This is a genomic window from Oryzophilus luti, assembly GCF_059726245.1.
Genome location: NZ_AP040874.1, coordinates 1,179,396 through 1,198,542 on the forward strand (window position 1 = coordinate 1,179,396; position 19,147 = coordinate 1,198,542).

At 61.5% G+C, this 19,147-nt stretch carries 15 protein-coding genes and 1 tRNA gene; 9 read left to right on the top strand and 7 right to left on the bottom strand.

Annotated elements, in window-relative coordinates; translation table 11 throughout:
- Positions 1-37: 37 nt before the first annotated feature.
- Entirely contained in the window at positions 38-1,138 is a 1,101-nt protein-coding gene (locus AC6IZO_RS05155) for a serine hydrolase domain-containing protein (protein WP_497808657.1), read from the top strand.
- An 81-nt stretch (positions 1,139-1,219) separates the two neighbouring features.
- Here the strand turns inward: AC6IZO_RS05155 and AC6IZO_RS05160 are convergent, their stop codons facing one another.
- Both AC6IZO_RS05160 and pdxS read right to left on the bottom strand, forming a co-directional pair.
- Entirely contained in the window at positions 1,220-1,723 is a 504-nt protein-coding gene (locus tag AC6IZO_RS05160; protein ID WP_497808659.1) for a DUF2721 domain-containing protein, read from the bottom strand.
- A 140-nt stretch (positions 1,724-1,863) separates the two neighbouring features.
- On the bottom strand, positions 1,864-2,799 hold the full coding sequence (pdxS, locus tag AC6IZO_RS05165; protein ID WP_497808661.1) for a pyridoxal 5'-phosphate synthase lyase subunit PdxS: 936 nt from the start codon (positions 2,797-2,799) through the stop codon (positions 1,864-1,866).
- A gap of 374 nt (positions 2,800-3,173) precedes the next feature.
- Between pdxS and AC6IZO_RS05170 the strand changes: the two genes are divergently transcribed.
- From AC6IZO_RS05170 to AC6IZO_RS05205, 8 genes are all read left to right on the top strand, one after another.
- Positions 3,174-3,935: a succinate dehydrogenase/fumarate reductase transmembrane subunit gene (locus AC6IZO_RS05170; RefSeq protein WP_497808663.1), complete on the top strand. Its 762-nt coding sequence runs from the start codon at positions 3,174-3,176 to the stop codon at positions 3,933-3,935.
- 18 nt (positions 3,936-3,953) lie between these two features.
- Positions 3,954-5,735, top strand: a complete 1,782-nt coding sequence (gene sdhA / locus AC6IZO_RS05175) for a succinate dehydrogenase flavoprotein subunit (RefSeq protein WP_497808665.1) — start codon at positions 3,954-3,956, stop codon at positions 5,733-5,735.
- Positions 5,736-5,750: 15 nt separating this feature from the next.
- Positions 5,751-6,500, top strand: coding sequence for a succinate dehydrogenase iron-sulfur subunit (sdhB, locus tag AC6IZO_RS05180; RefSeq protein WP_497808667.1), 750 nt, complete (start codon positions 5,751-5,753; stop codon positions 6,498-6,500).
- 764 nt (positions 6,501-7,264) lie between these two features.
- Entirely contained in the window at positions 7,265-7,900 is a 636-nt protein-coding gene (locus AC6IZO_RS05185; RefSeq protein ID WP_497808669.1) for a DUF5715 family protein, read from the top strand.
- 38 nt (positions 7,901-7,938) lie between these two features.
- A complete protein-coding gene (locus AC6IZO_RS05190; RefSeq protein ID WP_497808671.1) occupies positions 7,939-9,243 on the top strand; it encodes a dipeptidase in 1,305 nt (434 codons plus the stop codon).
- A 16-nt stretch (positions 9,244-9,259) separates the two neighbouring features.
- Positions 9,260-9,862, top strand: coding sequence for a peptidylprolyl isomerase (locus AC6IZO_RS05195; RefSeq protein WP_497808673.1), 603 nt, complete (start codon positions 9,260-9,262; stop codon positions 9,860-9,862).
- Between the two features lie 61 nt (positions 9,863-9,923).
- Positions 9,924-10,454 carry a peptidylprolyl isomerase gene (locus AC6IZO_RS05200; protein WP_497808675.1) on the top strand — a complete coding sequence of 177 codons (531 nt, stop codon included), beginning with the start codon at positions 9,924-9,926 and terminating at the stop codon, positions 10,452-10,454.
- A gap of 179 nt (positions 10,455-10,633) precedes the next feature.
- Positions 10,634-12,241 (top strand): S1 family peptidase, encoded by a 1,608-nt coding sequence (locus tag AC6IZO_RS05205; RefSeq protein WP_497808677.1) that lies wholly within the window; start codon positions 10,634-10,636, stop codon positions 12,239-12,241.
- 36 nt (positions 12,242-12,277) lie between these two features.
- Here the strand turns inward: AC6IZO_RS05205 and AC6IZO_RS05210 are convergent, their stop codons facing one another.
- The 5 genes from AC6IZO_RS05210 to AC6IZO_RS05230 all read right to left on the bottom strand — a co-directional run bounded on the left by AC6IZO_RS05210 (position 12,278) and on the right by AC6IZO_RS05230 (position 19,020).
- Positions 12,278-12,988 (bottom strand): zinc ribbon domain-containing protein, encoded by a 711-nt coding sequence (locus tag AC6IZO_RS05210; RefSeq protein WP_497808679.1) that lies wholly within the window; start codon positions 12,986-12,988, stop codon positions 12,278-12,280.
- A gap of 284 nt (positions 12,989-13,272) precedes the next feature.
- Positions 13,273-14,199 carry a malate dehydrogenase gene (mdh, locus tag AC6IZO_RS05215; protein ID WP_497808681.1) on the bottom strand — a complete coding sequence of 309 codons (927 nt, stop codon included), beginning with the start codon at positions 14,197-14,199 and terminating at the stop codon, positions 13,273-13,275.
- A gap of 80 nt (positions 14,200-14,279) precedes the next feature.
- Positions 14,280-15,701, bottom strand: coding sequence for an NADP-dependent isocitrate dehydrogenase (locus AC6IZO_RS05220; protein WP_497808683.1), 1,422 nt, complete (start codon positions 15,699-15,701; stop codon positions 14,280-14,282).
- 215 nt (positions 15,702-15,916) lie between these two features.
- Complete coding sequence (locus tag AC6IZO_RS05225) at positions 15,917-18,688, bottom strand: [protein-PII] uridylyltransferase family protein (RefSeq protein WP_497808685.1); 2,772 nt, start codon at positions 18,686-18,688, stop codon at positions 15,917-15,919.
- Positions 18,689-18,944: 256 nt separating this feature from the next.
- Positions 18,945-19,020, bottom strand: a tRNA-Lys gene (locus AC6IZO_RS05230).
- Between the last annotated feature and the right edge of the window lie 127 nt (positions 19,021-19,147).

Consider the following 19,147-nt stretch of genomic DNA (forward strand, 5'->3'; position numbering starts at 1 on the left):
ACTACGCACTCATACCATTCCTGCTGAGGGGCTCCCGATGAGAGTTGTACGCATTACTGTCTGCGTGTTGCTGCTGGCCGTGCTGGCCGCCGCGCAGCCCCACCTGACCGCCTACCAGAAGGAGGCGCTGGACGACCAGTTGCACGAGCTTCTCAGCCGCGAGCATCTGCCCAGCGTCTCCATGGCCGTGATGCGCGACGGGCAACTGATTTACAGTTCGGCGGACGGATGGGCGGAGATTGAGCACCAGAAGAAGGCTACGCCCAAGACTCTCTACCGCCTCGCATCCATTTCCAAGCCGCTCACCGCCGTGGCAGTGCTGCAACTGGCCGGTGCGGGCAAGTTCGATCTGGACCATCCCGTGGAGCAGTACTGCCCAGCCTTTTCCGGACACAAGGAAGTGACGGCGCGCATGCTGCTTGGCCACCGCTCCGGCGTGCACCACTACATGAACGATGCCGCCGCGCACAACACCCGGCACTTCACCGACCTGAGCAGTGCGGTTGCCAACTTCGCCCACGATCCATTGAAGATTCCCGCAGGCAGCGGCTTCCACTACACCAGCTATGGCTACACCGTGCTCGGTTGCGCCATTGAAGGCGCAAGCGGCGAGAACTACGTGCGCTATATGCAGGAGCATGTGTTTGCGCCCGCCGGAATGAAGGACATCGTGGTGGACGACGCCACGAAGGCCGATATTCCGCGCCCCACGTTCTACACGCACAAAGAGGACCAACTACTGGTGGCCACGCCGTTTGACCCGAGCGACCGCCTGCCCGGCGGCGGCTGGTTGAGCACACCCGAGCAACTCGTTCGCTTTGGCGACGCGGTGATGACCCACAAGCTGCTGAACGCCGAGTGGACCACCATGATGTGGAAGGAAACGACCATCCCCAAGGACAACACGCACTACGCGCTTGGCTGGTTCCTGGCGAGCGTGGATGGTCACCACGTGGCCGAACACGCTGGCGGACAGGTGGGCACCAGCACCATCCTCATCGTCATCCCCGACCAGCGGCTGGCCGTGGCGGTCTTTACCAACCGCGACGGCGCCAACATGACCGCCGTGGGTGAACGCATGGCGCATATTCTGCTGCTAATGAAGCCCGAGCCGGAACCGCACGCGAAAGCGCGATAGGCACCTAAAACGATTTCCAAGCAGGAAGCCCGCCGGAGAAATTCACGGCGGGCTTTGTTGTTTCTAGCAGCGTCATTTGCGCTATACGCCGGACGGTTTGCGGCGGGAGGCTTCCAGCATAACCGTGCGGGCTTCTTCCGCAAGGTTGTCGAGCGCAATCGTCGTCTCATGCACCATGTAGACGCAGGCGGAGACCAGGCTGCCGACCGAGGCCACGCCAATACAGAGCGCGAACAGCGCGGTGGCGTGCGCCAGCAGATGAAAGTCGTAGTGCACCATCGTTCCGCCGATGACGGCAGCGAGAGCCTCGGCGGCAAAACCTCCGACGGCCGCGTAGCCAAGCCGTATGGCGCGGCTGAGTTTGAATGTGCGCTGCTTGAGCAGCGTCGCCTGATGCATCAGGAGCTTGTGCAGCTCGGATTCCTTGTCCACGCTGGCCAGCACGGTGGCCACGGCGCGCGTGCGGTCCACCACGCGGGCAATGCGGTTGCCCAGTCCCAGCACCAGTACGGTGGAAGCGTTGGTCAGCAGCGCCGGCGCCGCCACGGCGGTCAGTATGGAAAACGGACTCTCCAGATCAGCCATTCGTCAGTGCCCTTTCTAATGAGATACCACACAGTTACCACGGCAAGAATTGTTCGGCAATGAAGAAGGCGCAGCCGAAGCTGCGCCTGTACCTCTTTGCACACTGTTCCGCTGGCGCTCTCGCACCAAGCGCACCGCAGCTACCAGCCGCGGGTCTGGAGCAGGTCCTTCTCCTCGATGGCGCTGATGGCCAGGCCCTTCATGGAGCCGGTCATCTGCTCGCTCACCTCGGCCAGCACCTTGGGGTCGTTGTAGTGCGTGGTGGCGATGACGATGGCCTTGGCGCGCGATTCAGCCTCTTCGCGCTCCTTCTTGTCGCTCAGGTCGAGCGGCGTGGCGCCCTGCTTCATAAAGATGCCGCTGCCGACAAAGATGGCTTCGGCGCCGAGCTGCATCATCATGGCCGCATCGGCCGGGGTGGCAATGCCGCCGGCGGAGAAGTTCGGCACGGGCAGCTTGCCCGCCTTGGCCACCATGCGCACCAGCTCATAGGGAGCCTGGTGGTTCTTGGCGGCGGCGAACAGCTCTTCCTCGCTCATCACGGTGAGCTGCTTCATTTCCTTCACGATCTGGCGCATGTGCTTGACGGCGTGGATGACGTCGCCGGTGCCGGCCTCGCCCTTGGTGCGGATCATGGCCGCGCCTTCGGCGATGCGGCGAAGCGCCTCACCCAGGTTGCGCGCGCCGCAGACGAACGGCGTCTTGAAGGCGTGCTTGTCGATGTGGTGCTCTTCATCGGCGGGCGTCAGCACTTCGCTCTCGTCGATGTAGTCGACGCCGAGCTCCTGCAGAATCTGCGCCTCGGCAAAGTGTCCGATGCGGGCCTTGGCCATGACCGGGATGTTCACGGTGGCCATGATGGCCTTGATGATCTTGGGCGAGGCCATGCGGCTGACGCCGCCTTCGGCGCGGATGATGGCGGGCACGCGCTCCAGGGCCATGACGGCCGCGGCGCCGGCCTTCTCCGCAATTTCAGCCTGCTCGCGGTTCATCACGTCCATGATGACGCCGCCCTTGAGCATCTCTGCCAGGCCGGTTTTCAAACGCAATCCGTAATTTCCGTTGGTTTCAGACATAGGATTTTTGGCTCCCCCATGCACAAGGCGGCACGCGAACAATCCATTTTGCCGGGTGCAGTCAGGGCCTTGGCGTAGCGACATTCTACCATCGCCCGCCACCTGCGTGCGGGGATGCCACGCCCGGTGATGCCGCCGCGCAAAGTTTCACCAGCCGCCGCAGGATGGAGGTAAGATATTTGGCGCAACGAATTTGTCTCTGTACAACGCAGTTCTTTCATACGCAATCGTTCTCCATCACGGCTGAATGAGGCGTGGCAGCCGCATGCGGGCAATCTGCGTGCGCCTGTGCATCCTCATTCTTGACTTCGCTGTTGGGTGACCATAAACTTTTTCGTTTATCTGCACCTTGCTGGGGTAAGGAGCTACCACACGTGTCTACGCATACCGTACCAACGGGCGTTCCGCCGCTGCGTGCCGGCCAAGGAACCTCGTTCTTCTGGCGTCGCTTACAGTCACTCACAGGCATTGTGCCGGTCGGACTGTTCCTGATCGAGCACTTCATCTCCAACTCGCAAGCGCTTTACGGCCCCGAGCACTACAACGCCGCCGTCCGCTTCCTCACTTCGCTTCCCTTCCGCATCGGCCTTGAGTTCTTCGGCATCTTCATCCCGCTCGCCTTCCACGCCTGCTACGGCGTCTACATCTGGTTGCGCGGCGAGAACAACGTGAGCGATTACCACTGGGCCGGCAACTGGCTGTACACCATCCAGCGCTACACCGGTCTCATCGTCTTCGCCTACGTCTGCTACCACCTGGCCACCCTGCGCTTCGCCGGCTTTGACCTGTCCGGCGCCATGGGACGCGATCCGAACATCGCGTTTGACGAGGTCCAGAAGCAGCTTGCCAGCCCGTTCGCCATCGCCTTCTACTTCGCAGGCATCATTGCCTCGGCGTGGCACTTCGGCTACGGTCTGTTCCTGTTCTCCGCCAAGTGGGGCATTGTGACCGGCAAGAAGGCGCGCTGGAGAGTGCGCGTGATCGGCATTGCTGTCAGCCTGCTGCTGGTGCTGTTGGGCCTGGCCAGCGAATTTGCCTTCATCTCGGCCAACCACTCGAAGACCGAAACCGGCATGGAGCGGACCACGAATGCCCGCCCGGCTGCACAACCGGCCGCAACGGCCGCCGTGCGCTAGGAGGCGGAAGAGAAAACTATGGCGAAAACACCAAAGATTATTGTTGTGGGCGGCGGCCTTGCAGGACTCGGCGCCACCATCAAGATTGCGGAAATGGGCGGCCACGTCGACCTGTTCAGCGTGGTGCCGGTGAAGCGTTCGCACTCCGTGTGCGCGCAGGGCGGCATCAATGCGGCCAAGAACCTGAAGGGCGAAGGCGACTCCACCTGGAACCACTTTGACGACACCGTCTACGGCGGCGACTTCCTCGCCAACCAGCCTTCCGTGAAGGCCATGTGCGAGATGGCTCCGGGCATCATCGACCTGCTCGACCGCATGGGCGTTCCCTTCAACCGCACGGCCGAGGGCCTGCTCGACTTCCGCCGCTTCGGCGGCACGCTCTTCCACCGCACGGCCTTCTCCGGCGCTACCACCGGCCAGCAGCTGCTCTACGCGTTTGACGAGCAGGTTCGCCGCCATGAAGCCGAGGGCAAGGTCAAGAAGTACGAATACTGGGAGTATCTCTCCTCAGTGCTCGACGACAACGGCGTGGCGCGCGGCATCTGCGCCATCAACCTGTCGACGATGGAAGTGAAGACCTTTGCCGCCGACGCCGTGCTACTCGCCACCGGTGGCGTGGGCGCCATCTTCGGCAAGAGCACCAACTCGGTGATCTGCACCGGTTCGGCCGCGTCCTCGCTCTATCAGCAGGGCGCCTACTACGCCAATGGTGAGTTCATACAGGTTCACCCCACCTCGATTCCGGGCGAAGACAAACTGCGCCTGATGTCGGAATCGGCTCGCGGCGAAGGCGGCCGCGTATGGGTGCCCAAGACCGCTGGCGACAAGCGCCACGGCAAGGAAATCCCCGAGAACGAGCGCTTCTACTTCCTCGAAGAGTGGTATCCGAAGTACGGCAACCTCGTTCCGCGTGACGTTGCCACGCGCGCCATCCACAAGGTCATCTTCCAGCTTGGCCTCGGCGTCGACGGCCAGAACATGGTCTACCTCGACCTGACGCACATCGACAAGAAGACGCTCGACATCAAGCTCGGCGGCATCCTCGAAATCTACGAGAAGTTTGTGGGCGACGATCCGCGCGAAGTGCCGATGAAGATCTTCCCCGGCATGCACTACTCGATGGGCGGCCTCTGGGTGGACGACAAGCAGCACACCAACATCCCGGGCGTCTTTGCCGCCGGCGAGTGCGACTATTCGATCCACGGTGCCAACCGCCTCGGTGCGAACTCGCTGCTTTCGGCCATCTACGGCGGATTCATTTCCGGCCCGGAGATGATGAAGTACGCCAAGGAGAACGGCAAGAACGAGGCGCCCAGCGCCGTCTTTGAGGCTGAGAAGAAGCGCCAGGAAGAAAAGAACGCGGCGCTGCTCAACAACCAGGGCACGGAGAATCCGTTCGTGATCTGGCGCGAGATGGGCGACATCATGAGCGCGAACGTCACCGTCAGCCGCTACAACGACAAGCTGAAGGAAACCGACGTCAAGCTGGTGGAGCTGCTCGACCGCTACAAGAACGTGAACCTGAGCGACCGCACGCAGTGGGCCAACAGCACGTTCATCTTCACCCGTCAGCTTTACAACATGCTGCAACTGGCGCGCGTCATCACGCAGGGCGCGCTGCTGCGCGACGAGTCGCGTGGCGCGCACTACAAGCCCGACTTCCCCGAGCGCAATGACGAGAAGTTCCTGAAGACGACGAAGGCACACTACGACGCCAAGCAGGATGCTCCCAGCCTGGAGCTGGAGCCGGTCGATATTTCCCTGATCAAGCCGCGGCCTCGCCGCTATGACTCCAAGTAGAGGATTGAAACTGAAATGGCGAACAAGACAGTCATTATCAAGGTCAAGCGGCAGGACAATCCGAACTCTGCGCCTTACTGGGAGGAGTTCGAAATCCCTTATCGCAAGGGGTTGAACGTCATCTCCTGCATCATGCAAATTGCGGCCAATCCGGTCACGCGCGAGGGCAAGCAGACCACGCCGATCGTCTATGACAGCTCGTGCCTGGAGGAGATCTGCGGCTCCTGTGCCATGCTCATCAACGGACGCGCTCGCATGGCCTGCTCGGCGCTGATTGACAACCTCGAGCAGCCGATCACGCTGGCCCCGTTCTCGAAGTTCCCCGTCATCCGCGACCTGCGCGTGGACCGCTCGGTGCTGTTTGAGAACCTGAAGGCCGTGCAGGCGTGGGTGCCCATCGATGGCACTTACGACCTCGGCTCCGGCCCGCGGCAGTCGCCCGAGGCGCAACAGGTCAACTACCCGCTCTCCAAGTGCATCTCATGCTGCTGTTGCATGGAAGCCTGCCCGCAATTCACGGAGAGCACCGGCTTTGTCGGCGCGGCCACCATCTCGCAGGCACGGCTGTTCAACAACCATCCCACGGGCAAGGAACTCAAAAACGACCGCCTTGCCGCACTGATGGGCGATGGCGGAATTCAGGAGTGCGGCTACGCGCAGAACTGCGTGGAAGTCTGCCCCAAGGAGATTCCGCTGACCGAATCCATCAGCCACGTGGCCAAGGACGTGATGAAGAAGGCGGTACTCGACTTCTTCCGCAGCTAGGCCGGATTCGCGAAAGGTGTGTCCGTGAAGGAGCCGGGCGGCTTCGCCGGGCGGTGAGAAAGGCGGACACACTCATCGCGCAAGTGATCCAGCCCGGATTTTGCGCGACCCGTGCGCGCAATCCACAATCTAACGCTCTGAACCAACGCCGGTGCCCCCACAAGGACGCCGGCGTTACCGTGTACGGGGATTCAGAGGAGACACGCGTGTACGTTCCGTCCGGCTTTGCGACGGTCACGCCTCAGGGGAATGATCTCGGAAGTCGCGGACATGCCCCATGGCGACCGCCAGTGCGGCATCGTCGATCCGGCGGGTAACACTTGGTGGATCTCGCAACGTCTCATTGAGGCTGGGTACTTCTAGCCAGTGCGCGGGCATCTTCCGGCCACTCGGTCCGCAATGGCCAGGTGTTGCTTTCCGGTTACACTTCCGATTCCGTCTATACCCCTATAAACAAGATTTATGTCCTGTTTTGTGACACTTCTGGTTTACACTGAAGTTACAGCCGGACGAAGAGAGGATTGTTTGTGTCATAGCCCCGTGCAGGCCGTGGCGTGCTCTTTGCCGGAGGTGTTCGTCATCATTGAACTTGCAGGGAAACGGGATTGATGCGTCATACACAGACTTCAGTATTTTTGACTTTCGCACTTCTGCTGACCATCGCTTCTCCGTCGTGGGGAGCCAGTATTCGCCCCGTCACGCGCGTCGGCCGCGCGCATCACTCTTCGGCCAAGATTCAAACTCCCGCATCGAGGTCGAGAAGGGTGAACGCACGCCGCAGCCGCCGCGCTGTGGTGGCCTTCGCGCCTGTGCTGCGCGGCTCGCACGAGAGCCTGCTGCGCCAGAATGACGAGATCAACCGCCTGCAGCTTCCCCGCATCGCCAATGACCTCGAACTCCAGGAACTGGAGCTGCGCGAGGAGCTGGTTCCACTGCACGACAGCCTGACCATGCAGGTGGCTCCGAACATTGAGCCGATGCGCCGCTACTGCCGTCCGTGGACGCGCGATTTCGTCGAGGACCTCTCGACCGCCTTCTACGCCAAGTTTCATCATCCGCTCTTTGTCACCAGCGCCGTGCGCACGGTAGAGCAGCAGGCCAAGCTGCGCCGCTCGAATAAGAACGCCGCGCCCATCAACGGTGACACCGCCTCCTCGCACCTTGCGGGCCTGACCATCGACATTGGCAAGTCTGGAATGTCGCGCACCGAAAAGCACTTCATCGACGAGTTTGTGCTGCCCCTGCAGAACGCCGGGCTGGTCGAAGCCGCCGAGGAACATCGCCAGGCTTGTTACCACATCATGGTGAGTGACAGGTATACTGGCTGGCGTGAGGAGCAGCAGCGGCTGGCCAGCACCCATGACGTAACGGCCACCACCGCAGCGACGGTTGCTCCTTAGTTCAGACTTTCCCATCGGAAGCCTGACCCCGGAGCGCAATGAGACTGTCCTCGATCGCTACCGCAGTTCTCCTGTTGTCCCTCTGTGCCTCGGCGCAGAGCAAGCCCACGCCCAAAAAGGCCACGCCGGACGCCGCCAGCATCCATCGCTCGGCCATCGTGATCGACACTCATGCCGACACGCCGGGCCGCTTTGTGGACGAGAATTTCGATCCCGCCACCGATGCCGGTGCCGGACACTGGGACCTTGCCAAGGTCAAGGCTGGCAACCTTGGAGCAGAGTTCTTCTCCATCTGGGTGGACCCCGTAAAGTTCAAGGGCCAGTACGCCCACCGCGCATTCGACATGATCGACTCGGTCTATGAGACCGTGCAGGCGCATCCGGACCGGATGGTGATGGCCTACAGCGTTGCCGACATTGAGGCCGCTCGCAAAGGCCCGCACCCGAAGCTGGCTTCCCTGCTCGGCGTTGAGGGCGGACACGCCATGGAAGGCGACGTGCGCATCCTCCGCGACTTCTACCGGCTCGGCGTGCGCTACATGACGCTGACCTGGGCGAACTCGAATGAACTCGGCCAAAGCTCCGGCGACCTGCCGAAACCCGATCCCCAGACCGGCCGCGTGCGCGATCCGGGCCTGACGCAGTTCGGCCGCGACATGGTGAAGGAGATGAACCGGCTCGGCATGACGGTCGATATTTCCCACGTCAGCGACCGCAGCTTCTACAACGCCATTACCGTGAGCCGTGCGCCGGTCATCGCTTCGCACAGTTCCTCGCGCGCCGTGGCCAACCACCCGCGCAACATGAATGACCAGATGCTGGAGGCTCTCGCGCGCAATGGCGGCGTGGCGCAGGTCAACTTTAACTGCGGCTTCATCAGCAATGACTACATTGCCGCACAGAAGGCTTACGAGGACGCGCACCCGGACGTTCGCAAGCGTATGGAACAACTCTGGAGCGGGCCGGTCACGACCGAGTCCAAGGCTGAGATGGACCACCTGCGCAGCGACTTCAACGCCGCAGTTCCCCGCCCACCGCTTTCGGTGCTCATCGACCACATTGACCACATGGTGAAGGTCGCCGGCATCGATCACGTCGGCATCGGCTCCGACTTTGATGGCGTGGAGTGCCTGCCGGAGGGGATGGACGGCGTGCAGGACCTGCCGAAGATCACCGCTGAACTCGTAAAGCGCGGCTACAGCGCGCAGGACATTCAGAAGATTCTTGGCGGCAACCTGCTGCGCGTCTTCCGCGAGGTGGAGAAGACTGCGCATGAGATGCAGGCCGAAAAAAATTCAGACCCCCGGCAGGAAGTGAAGCTTCCCGCGCCGGAGAAGAAATAAGGAATCAGGAGAACGCATGATGATTCGCAAGACTGCGACACTGTTGTTGACCCTGCTCGCAATGGCCTCGCTGGCCGCGGCACAGGCCGCGCCGGAAGCCGCGCATCACCCCAAGGCGGTCATTAAGACCACGGCGGGCGAGATGCACTGCGATCTGTATCCCGAGGTTGCGCCCATCGGCGCTAAGAACTTTATGGACCTGGCGACGGGCAAGAAGGAATGGAAGGACCCGAAGTCCGGCCAGGCAAAGCACGGCGTGCCGCTCTATGACGGCACCATCTTTCACCGCGTCATTCCGCAGTTCATGATTCAGGGCGGCGACCCGAAGGGCAATGGCGAAGGCGGCCCCGGCTACGAGTTCGTCAACGAGGTCAGCAGCAGCGTGCAGTTTGACCGCCCCGGACGCCTGGCTTATGCCAACTCCGGCCCCAACACCAACGGCTCGCAGTTCTTCATCACCGAGGAGGCCGTGCCGCACCTGAACGGCGGGTACACCATCTTCGGCCAGTGCGACGCTGCCGCTGTCGGTCTGGTGAAGCAGATTGCACGCGAAGCTCGTGACCGCGGCGACCGTCCATACAATCCTTTGGTCATCAAGCACATCGAGATTATTCCCTAAGTAACACTTGAACCTGCTCGCGCCCTTGTGCGCGAGCTTTACTTTGCAGACAGAGGACACCATGGCAGAGAAAACACCCGGACTTTACGCCACGCTGAAGACCAGCGAAGGCGACATCGTTTGCCAGCTCTTTGAGCAGGACGCGCCCATCACCGTAAAGAACTTCGTCGAGCTGGCCGAGGGCAAGCGCGACTGGCAGGACCACGTCAGCGGCAAGAAAGGCCCCGGCCCGCTCTACAGCGGCACCGTCTTCCACCGCGTCATCCCTGAGTTCATGATTCAGGGTGGCGACCCGAGCGGCAGCGGCATGGGCGGCCCGGGCTATCGCTTCCAGGATGAAACCGCCGGCTCCAAGCACCGCTTTGACAAGGCGGGCAAGCTGGCTATGGCCAACGCCGGTCCGAACACCAACGGCTCGCAGTTCTTTGTGACCGTGGCGCCGACGCCGTGGCTCACCGGCAACCACACCATCTTTGGTGAGGTCATTGAAGGCCAGGACATCGCCAACAAGATCAGCAACCTGCCGCGCAACCGCCAGGACCGTCCCAACAAGGACGTGGTGCTGGAGCAGGTTGTGATCGAGCGCGTGTAAGAAAGCAGGGATTAGGGGTTAGCGATCAGCGATTAGGCAATCTCTAAGGCGGGCGCCGGGCGAAGAGTCCGGCGCTTTGCTTTTGCTGCGACTTCATCGCCAATTCCGGTGACGCGCTTCATTTTCCTTGTAGCCCTGCTCCGCCTGCTGCATACTGCCGCCGCTGAGCGGAGGACTCTATGAAACGTGGGCAGACAGCGCTTCTCGTTCTTCTCTTTGCAGTGCTCTCCATCCCCTTGCTTGCGCAGGCACCGCAGCCGGTCACGGTCCGCATTCGCGCCGCGCTGTTCGACCGCGATCTAAACATCAAGCCGGTGCCACGGCTGGCCATCCGCTTGAAGCCGCTGGATAGCTCGGAGGCGGCGCTTGAGTTGCGTACCTCGCTGGACGGCGAGGCCACAGCCGCCGTCGCGCCGGGACGCTACCAACTCACCACCACGTCACCGGCCGAGCTGTTCGGCAAGAACTATCAGTGGGATCTCGCAGTGAACATCACTGCGCCCAACCAGCTCATTGAACTCTCCAACGACAATGCGAAGACCACGGAGGCCGCTGCGCGGAATGCACATGTGGACGAGCTTGTGGAACAGTTCCGGCGCGTGCGCGACAGCGTGGCTACGGTCTTCACCTCGCGGCAGGTGCACGACGGCGTATTAATTGATCCGGCCGGGCTGCTGGTGACCACGCACATTCCCGCCGAACAGCAGAACTGGATCTCCGTGGAGTTTGAAGGCCACAGGGCCGTCAGTGGGCAGGTGGTGGCCGACGACGCGCAGAAGGACATCACCGTGCTGCGTGTGAACTTGGAAGTCATCAAGGATATCCCCATACCGCTGATCTCCTACGACCCCGGAGCGCTGGTGGAGGGCGAGCGCGTCTTCACCGTGGACAACAACCCGCGCATGGGCAAGACCATCCACACGGGCGTCATCAGCAAGGTTTCGAGCGACAGCATCCTTGGTGATACGAAATTCACCGATGCGGGAACGCCGCTGTTCAACTCGAGCGGAACGGTGGTTGCCTACAGCCGCATCGAGGGCAACTCGTTCACGATTGTCCCGCTGATGGCCGTCCGCGAAGTTTTGCGGACCGCGCGGGAGAAGGCGGCGAAGGAGCCTCCACCATCGCCGCGTCTGATTCCTTCGAGCCCCGGTCGCTTTCCTGCCGACGCCCTGCTCTCTCGCCGCGAATCGAAGTATGAAAAGGACCTCTACGACCTGAAGGTTGGCGACTTCACCGTCTTCCTCGGCACGCCGGTCTCGCTCTATCAATGGAACCAGCAGCGCTATCAGGAGATCATGAAGGAGCGCCAGAAGCGGGCCAAGGGCGGCAAGGCCGAGGAACTGAAGGAGCCGACGCACGACTACGACGCGGTGCTCTCCATCTCCGCCACACCGGAGTTGAAGCTGCCCTTCTGGGCGAATATGGGCCGCACGCAGATTCAACCTGTGGTGCTGCGCCCGAAGACGAGTTTTTTGCGGATGCGGCTGCTGTGCGGCGGCAAGGAGGTGGAGCCGATCCGTCCGGGACGCTTCCCCATGGACCCCGGCGACGGCGTGCGCTACCGCGTGGATCAGGACAGCATGCGCGGCCACTACGTGTATCCTCCGGATGCGCTACCGCCAAGCTGCGGGCAGGTAACGCTGGAGCTCTATCCGGCAGAGGCCCCCGATAAGCCACTAACGAAAGTACTCGATTCTAAGATCGTGGAGCGTCTCTGGAGCGACTTTGAGCCGTGGCGGCGGGCGCTCAAAAACAAAGCTCCGCTAGTTCCGGAGGCGCGCTAGGCGAATAGCCGAACACAAGACATATTCGCCGCACGGTTATGCGTGTTGCTCCGTGGCCCGCAGTGTCTTCGCTAATGCACCTTGAATTGCCTCAAGGATTCTCTTTGCGGTTGCGGATGGAAGATTCCTCGCAATAATCACCTTCTGCGCTCCATATTCAAACGCAATATGACAGCACTCGCCATAAGATGTATCCCAGAGTGAAGGGGAAATTACAGAGAGGACGTCCAATTCAAGAATATGTTCGCGTGAATAGCATTGCCGATTAACAATTAATTCAGCCGGAGTGATTTCCAGCACCCCACCCCCATTGTAAAAGCTCCACGCCCACTGCAGCAGTCGAACTGTGCCGAGGTAGAGGAGATACCCGAGCAAGAGCCCGATGAATGCCCCGGCAACGGCACCTATCGGGCCGACCAACAAACCGATTATCGCTCCCGGAATAGTCATTGCAACCGCTGTGCCCATCATCCCAATTCGAACAAGCAGCATGACCTTCGGGCGGTACTCCATATTCCTCTCTGGCAACAGGATAGTGATTCGTCCGGGTTCCTCCTTTAAGGAATATCCGTAGGTGGGCGGTATGCTGGTTGTACTCGTCGCCGCGCATTGAACATTGAGTGTGCCCGCGTTAGGCAAACTCTCGGCCGTCTCATTGAGAACTTGCTTGCCCGGAATCGGTCTACCGCAATTTGAACAAAACGCTGCGCCATCACCCGCTTGAGTGCCACACGCTTCGCAAAACATAGACCACTATGCTCCTCGTTAAGGAATTGCCCTGGAGCTGGCACACGATGCAACCGACACACTTAGCCCGCTCTGTAATGATGCGCAATTATATACACAGGGGAATCGATCCTGTGCAGCACTTATAGGCTCATCATCAAGGGATACTTGAACCTCACAAAGAGTACGTTCACGATTGGGCCATTCAGATTTTGACCCAACCCGTTTCCGACAGGCGCACCGCAATTCAACAAGAAACGCCCGGAGCTTCGGCTCCGGGCGTTTCATTTTGCGGCAAGCGCAAGCTACACGTTGATGACCTTCACCAGTTCGGCGACGGCGTCGGCGCTCTTTTTCAGGGCGGCGGCTTCCTCGGTGGTCAGCTTGATTTCGATGACCTTCTCAAGGCCGTTGGAGCCAAGCTTGGCCGGAACGCCCACGTACAGGCCGTTGATGCCGTACTCGCCTTCAAGATAGACAGCGCAGGGCACGATCTTCTTCTTGTCCTTCAGGATGGCTTCCACCATCTCGACGGCCGAAGCTGAAGGCGCGTAGAAGGCGCTGCCGGTCTTCAGGTACTTCACAATCTCGGCGCCGCCGTCACGGGTGCGCTGGATGAGCGCTTCCAGCTTGGTCGGCTCGATCAGTTCGGTGATCGGGATGCCCGCCACGGTCGAGTAGCGCGCCAGCGGAACCATGGTGTCGCCGTGTCCGCCAAGCACGAAGGCCGTCACGTTCTCCACCGAAACGTCCAGTTCCTGCGCGATGAAGGTACGGAAGCGCGCGGAATCCAGAACGCCGGCCATGCCGATCACGCGGTTGCGCGTGAAGCCGGAGAGCTTGAACGCGGCCTGCGCCATCGCGTCCAGCGGGTTGCTGACGACGATGATGATGCAGTTGGGCGAATACTTGACGACCTTGCCCACCACGTCCTGCATGATCTTGTAGTTGATGCCAAGCAGATCATCACGGCTCATTCCGGGCTTGCGCGGAACGCCGGCAGTGATGACGACGATGTCGGAGTTGGCCGTGTCGGCGTAATCGTTGGTGCCGACGATGGCACAGTCGCGCTTTTCAACCGGCATGGCCTCCGCCAGGTCAAGTCCCTTGCCCTGCGGAACACCTTCCATGATGTCGATGAGAACGACATCGGCCAGCTCTTTCGCGGCAATCCAGTGGGCACAGGTGGCGCCCACGTTTCCAGCTCCTACAATCGTAACCTTCTTGCGCATGTCAGTCCTTTCAAAGACGCGCACACGTGGTGCGCGAAACTAAGAGTACAGTGCCTGCCCAAACATCTTACCCCCAGCAGTTACTTCTTTGCCGCCACAACATCCATGTTGCGGATGATGTGGGAGGCGAACTCGCTGGTGCCGACCTTGGTGGCGCCCTCCATCAGGCGCTCAAAGTCGTAGGTAACGGTTTTGTCGAGGATGGTGCGCTCCATGGCGTGCTCCACGAGGCGCGCAGCCTCGGTCCAGCCCATGTAGTCGAGCATCATTACGCCCGAGAGCATGACGGAGCCGGGGTTGATCACATCCTTGTCCGCATACTTGGGCGCGGTGCCGTGCGTGGCCTCGAAAATCGCGTGCGAATCACCAATGTTGGCGCCCGGCGCGATGCCCAAGCCGCCGACCTGCGCGGCGCAGGCGTCGGAAATGTAGTCGCCATTCAGGTTCGGCGTGGCCAGCACGGAGTACTCGTCGGCGCGCGTCACCACCTGCTGGAAGATCGAATCGGCGATGCGGTCATTGATAAGCAGCTTCTGCTTCCACTGGCCTTTGCCGTGGGTGGCGTAAATGGCGTCGATGACGCCCTTCACTTCCTTGTAGACGCCCTCGCGGAACTCGGGCGGAGCGAACTCCATGCCCGGCTCGATCATGGCGGCGTTGTCTTCCACGCTCAGCTTCGGGTCCTTGTCCAGGTTGCCGAGAATCCAGCTCTCGCGCTCGGTCACCGTCTGGTCGCGGAATTCCTGCGTGGCCACTTCGTAGCCCCACTCGCGGAAGGCGCCCTCGGTGAACTTCTGAATATTGCCCTTGTGCACCAGCGTGACCGACTTGCGTCCATTGGCCAGCGCGTACTTGATGGCCATGCGCACCAGCCGCTTGGTGCCGGTGATGGACATGGGCTTGATGCCTACGCCGGAGTCTTCGCGAACCTTCTTCTTGCCGCCCGCGAGCATCTCGTTGTTCAGGAAGTCGATGAGGCGCTTTGCCTCGGGCGTGCCCTGCCGCCACTCGATGCCGGCATAGACGTCTTCCGTGTTCTCGCGGAAGATGACAATGTCCATGCGCTCAGGGTGCTTCACCGGCGAAGGAATGCCCTGGTAGTACTTCACCGGGCGAACGCAGGCGTAGAGATCGAGCACCTGGCGCAGCGCCACGTTCAGCGAGCGGATGCCGCCGCCGATCGGCGTGGTGAGCGGCCCCTTGATGCCTACGCGCAGATTACGGAAGGCGTCCACCGTGTCATCGGGCAGCCAGGTATTGAACTTCTCCTTGGCCTTTTCGCCCGCGAAAACCTCATACCAGACGATGCGGCGCTTGCCGCCGTAGGCCTTCTCAACGGCGGCATTGAAGACGCGCTCGCTGGCCTTCCAGATGTCGCGGCCGGTGCCGTCGCCTTCGATGAAGGGGATGATTGGATTGTCGGGGACCTGTACACGGCCATCTCGGAATTCGATGGCCTGTCCGTCGGCAGGAAGTGGCAAGCCGTTATACGCTACTGCCATTCAGTCGTCCTCCCTGGAGAACCAAGTGTTTTGAATACTGGATGTGTGCTGCCGCCCGCACGAGGCTTGGCGCGATGCCCGGCCTGAACCCCACTGAACAGGACCGACCGCGCGCTGCGGAACAAGCCAGACAGCTTGTGCGGACGTATGTGCGCAACTCAATACCCTACCACCGCGCGGGGTGCTCGGCAACGATTGGAGACCACGCCGCCAGGTTAGCCGTTCAAGGTGGTGAAGAAGCGCCGCCGCACGGTCTTCATCCACTGCCGCAGTTCTTCCTCAAAGGTTCCGTGGAACTTGCGGCCGAGTTGTTTCGACACCAATTCGGCAACGCTGGCGCGCGCGTGGTCGCTGCCCGGCAGAGACTTGCGATTGTGCCCGTCCACCAAACGGACGACGTGCTCCACCGTGCGCAGGAACAATGCTGCCGGGCGCAGTTCGTCGAGCATCTCGCTGCTCAGCGCGCCTAGTTCGTGCAGGGCGTTCATGCGCTCCAGAATGTTCGCCGAGGGCACGCGTTGGCCGCTGCGCACCGCGCAATAACCGGCGATGAAGTCGAGGTCGTAGACGCCGCCCGGAGACAACTTCAAGTTCAACTCCCGGCCCGCCGTGGCCTCCAGACGCGAGCGCATGGCGAACAGTTCGTCCGCAAAGTTAGACTCAGCCTTGAAGCGTGTCAGCATGGCCTCAACGCAGCTTCGCGCATGTGGCGCCAGTGCACGGTCTCCGGCGACGAACCGCAGCTTCTGGTAGCTGATCGCCTCCCACGGGCGCGCCTCGCGCACAAGGTAGTTCTCCAACTGCGACGGCGTAATCACCAGCTCGCCCTGCGAGCCATGCGGCCGCAGCCGCGTATCCACCACGAATGTTGTTCCCTCGCGCGTGTACGAGGCCAGCAGTTCGACAATGCGCGCGGCAGCCCGTGCCGCCTCCTCCGCATCGCTCTGCTCCTCGCGCACAAAGACCAGGTCGGCATCTGAGAGTAGGTCGAACTCGCAAGCGCCCAGCCGCCCAAGGGCGAAGATTCCAAATCCACTCGGCGGCTGCGCGGCCTCCACCGCGGCTGCAAGGACTTCCTCCGCCGCTGCCGTCAACTCGGTCAAGGACTCCCATACCGGGCGCGGCTCACGCAGGTCCTGCGCCGCGCTGACAAAGCTGGCGTGGCGAAACGCTGTGCGCAGCTCGGTCATTACCGCAGCCTGTTCATCCACGTGGGCCAACACGCGCTCGCGCAGCGGTTCGGTAGAGGTCTCTGCGGGCTTTAGCAGACAGATTTCTTCCGGATGCCGTACCAGCAGGTCGATGGCAAAGTCACTGTGCGCGAACAGCGGCTCCGCGCGCAAAACCTCAGCGCTGTGCTCCACCACCGTGCGGAAGCGCGCACTGCTGGTGGTGGCCGCGCCCAGGTAGCGGTACAGATTCTTCCGCAGTGGCGTACCCAGTGGAGCGCGCGTGGCGAACTGTGCCAGCGCCGGAGCCTCGCCCCGCAAGCGCTCCAGCAACTGGATGCTTCCCTGCTCGCCGAAATGCTCAATGGGCGTGCGGTGCGCCTCGGAGATCTCACCGATCTGCGCAATCTCGGTTTCCACGCGCTTCTGCTGGTGCACAATGCGGTTGTAGATTTCGCTGACGGCCATCATGCGCGCGCGCAGCAGTTCCACAAACTCCTCGGTGCTCATGCCTGGCAAGTCCGGCAGCACGGAGCGCTTGAGCGCCATCAGTTGCGACTGATGGGCGGGGAGCCGGTGTGTCTGCTGCCCCACCTTCAACTGCAACCGGTGTTCAATGCGTCGCAAAAAGACGTAGACACTCGTGAGGCGATGGAAGTCGCGGCCAGTAATGTGCTCTTTGTCGTGCAGCTTCTGCAGCGAGAACAACGTGCCGCTGGAGCGCAGCCACGGCTCCGGCCCGCCATAAACGCGCTGCAGGCACTGCACCAGGAATTCAATGTCGCGGATGCCGCCGGAATCAATCTTCACGTCGACCATCGCGGCATCACCGCCGTGGAAGCGCTTGATCTTCTGCAGGCTGACCAGCGCGGTCTTGATTGCCGTGAAGTTCAATTCGCTGGTGTAGACGAGCGGCTGCATTTCGCGGATAAAAGTTCGCGCCAGTTCGTCGTCCCCGGCTGAGCGCCGCGCTTTGAGCAATGCCTGCCACTCCCACGCATGGGCCGTTTTGCGGTAGTAATCCAGCGCGCGTCCCAGCGAAACCGCCGGTGCCCCTTCATGCCCCATCGGACGTAGCCGCAAGTCGATGCGGAAGACTGCCCCCTCCGAGGTCGCTCGACCAAGAATGTCGGTGGTCTCCTGCGCCAGCCGGATGAAGAACTCGCGGGCGCTGATGGAGCACGTTCCTGCGTCCTCACCATCGCCGTAGAGGTACAGCAGGTCGATGTCGGAGCTGTAATTCAGCTCATTGCCGCCCAGTTTCCCGAGCGAAAGCACTGTGAATGGCGTGCTCTCCAGCCGTCCGCGCGCATCCGTGTGCTGCGGCCAGCCATAGCGGTTGCGCAGCGCGCTGGAGGCGGCGATTAGCCCCTGCTCAATCAGCACGTCGCTGAGCGCGGAAATCTCTCCCGTAGTCTCCGCCAGCGTGGCCAGCTTCAGCGCGTCACGCACAAGAATACGGAGGTACTCGCGCCGCTTGAAGCGTGCCAGCAGCAGCGCAACGTCATCCTCGAAGGTGCGGGTGCGGAAGCGCGCCCACGCCTCGCGATAGTCGTCCGCCGAGCGCGCCTGATCGAGGCTGCTCTCGCGCGCCATCTGAAACAACTTGTCGGTGTTGCGGAGAAGCGTCTCACCGAGCCAGTGGCTGTTGCCGAACACGGCGACGGCGTAATGAACGGTCGCAGGGTTCCGGGCCAATAGTCCGCACAACGCGGAGCGAGGTCCGGCATCTTCGATGGAGACAAGCCGCTCAAAACCGTTGACAGCCTGATCAGGGTCAGGCGCATCGGACAGGAAGGCGCACAGACTGTGAAGCACCGCCGAGGGCACAACTCGAGCTATTCGTTCGAGTCCGCGGCGCGCGCATACGGCGTCAGAAAACGGCACGGAACCGAGTCGATCCGTCAGCGCGTCGAGCGCGCCGGTTCCCTGCTCCGTGTTTTCGCCGCTGGCGGCCACTTTAAGCGAGCATAGCAGATGGACCGTGCCGAAGAGCGCAGGCGAAGCTACTTGCAGTTAGCGAGCTACGGTTGAATAACTTCAGAAGAATTAAGGGCGTGGCCTTGAGAAAAGATGGTGAGCGCGCTGGGACTCGAACCCAGGACCCACGCCTTAAAAGGGCGTTGCTCTACCAACTGAGCTACGCGCCCACACACAACTACTTTAGCATGAATTTTCGCAGATCCGCGAAGCCCACGCTCTTCTTTGTACCCGCCATCGCGGCGGACATTCTAATAGAACCGCACTGTTCGGGAATAATCCGATCTTCCCTGCAAA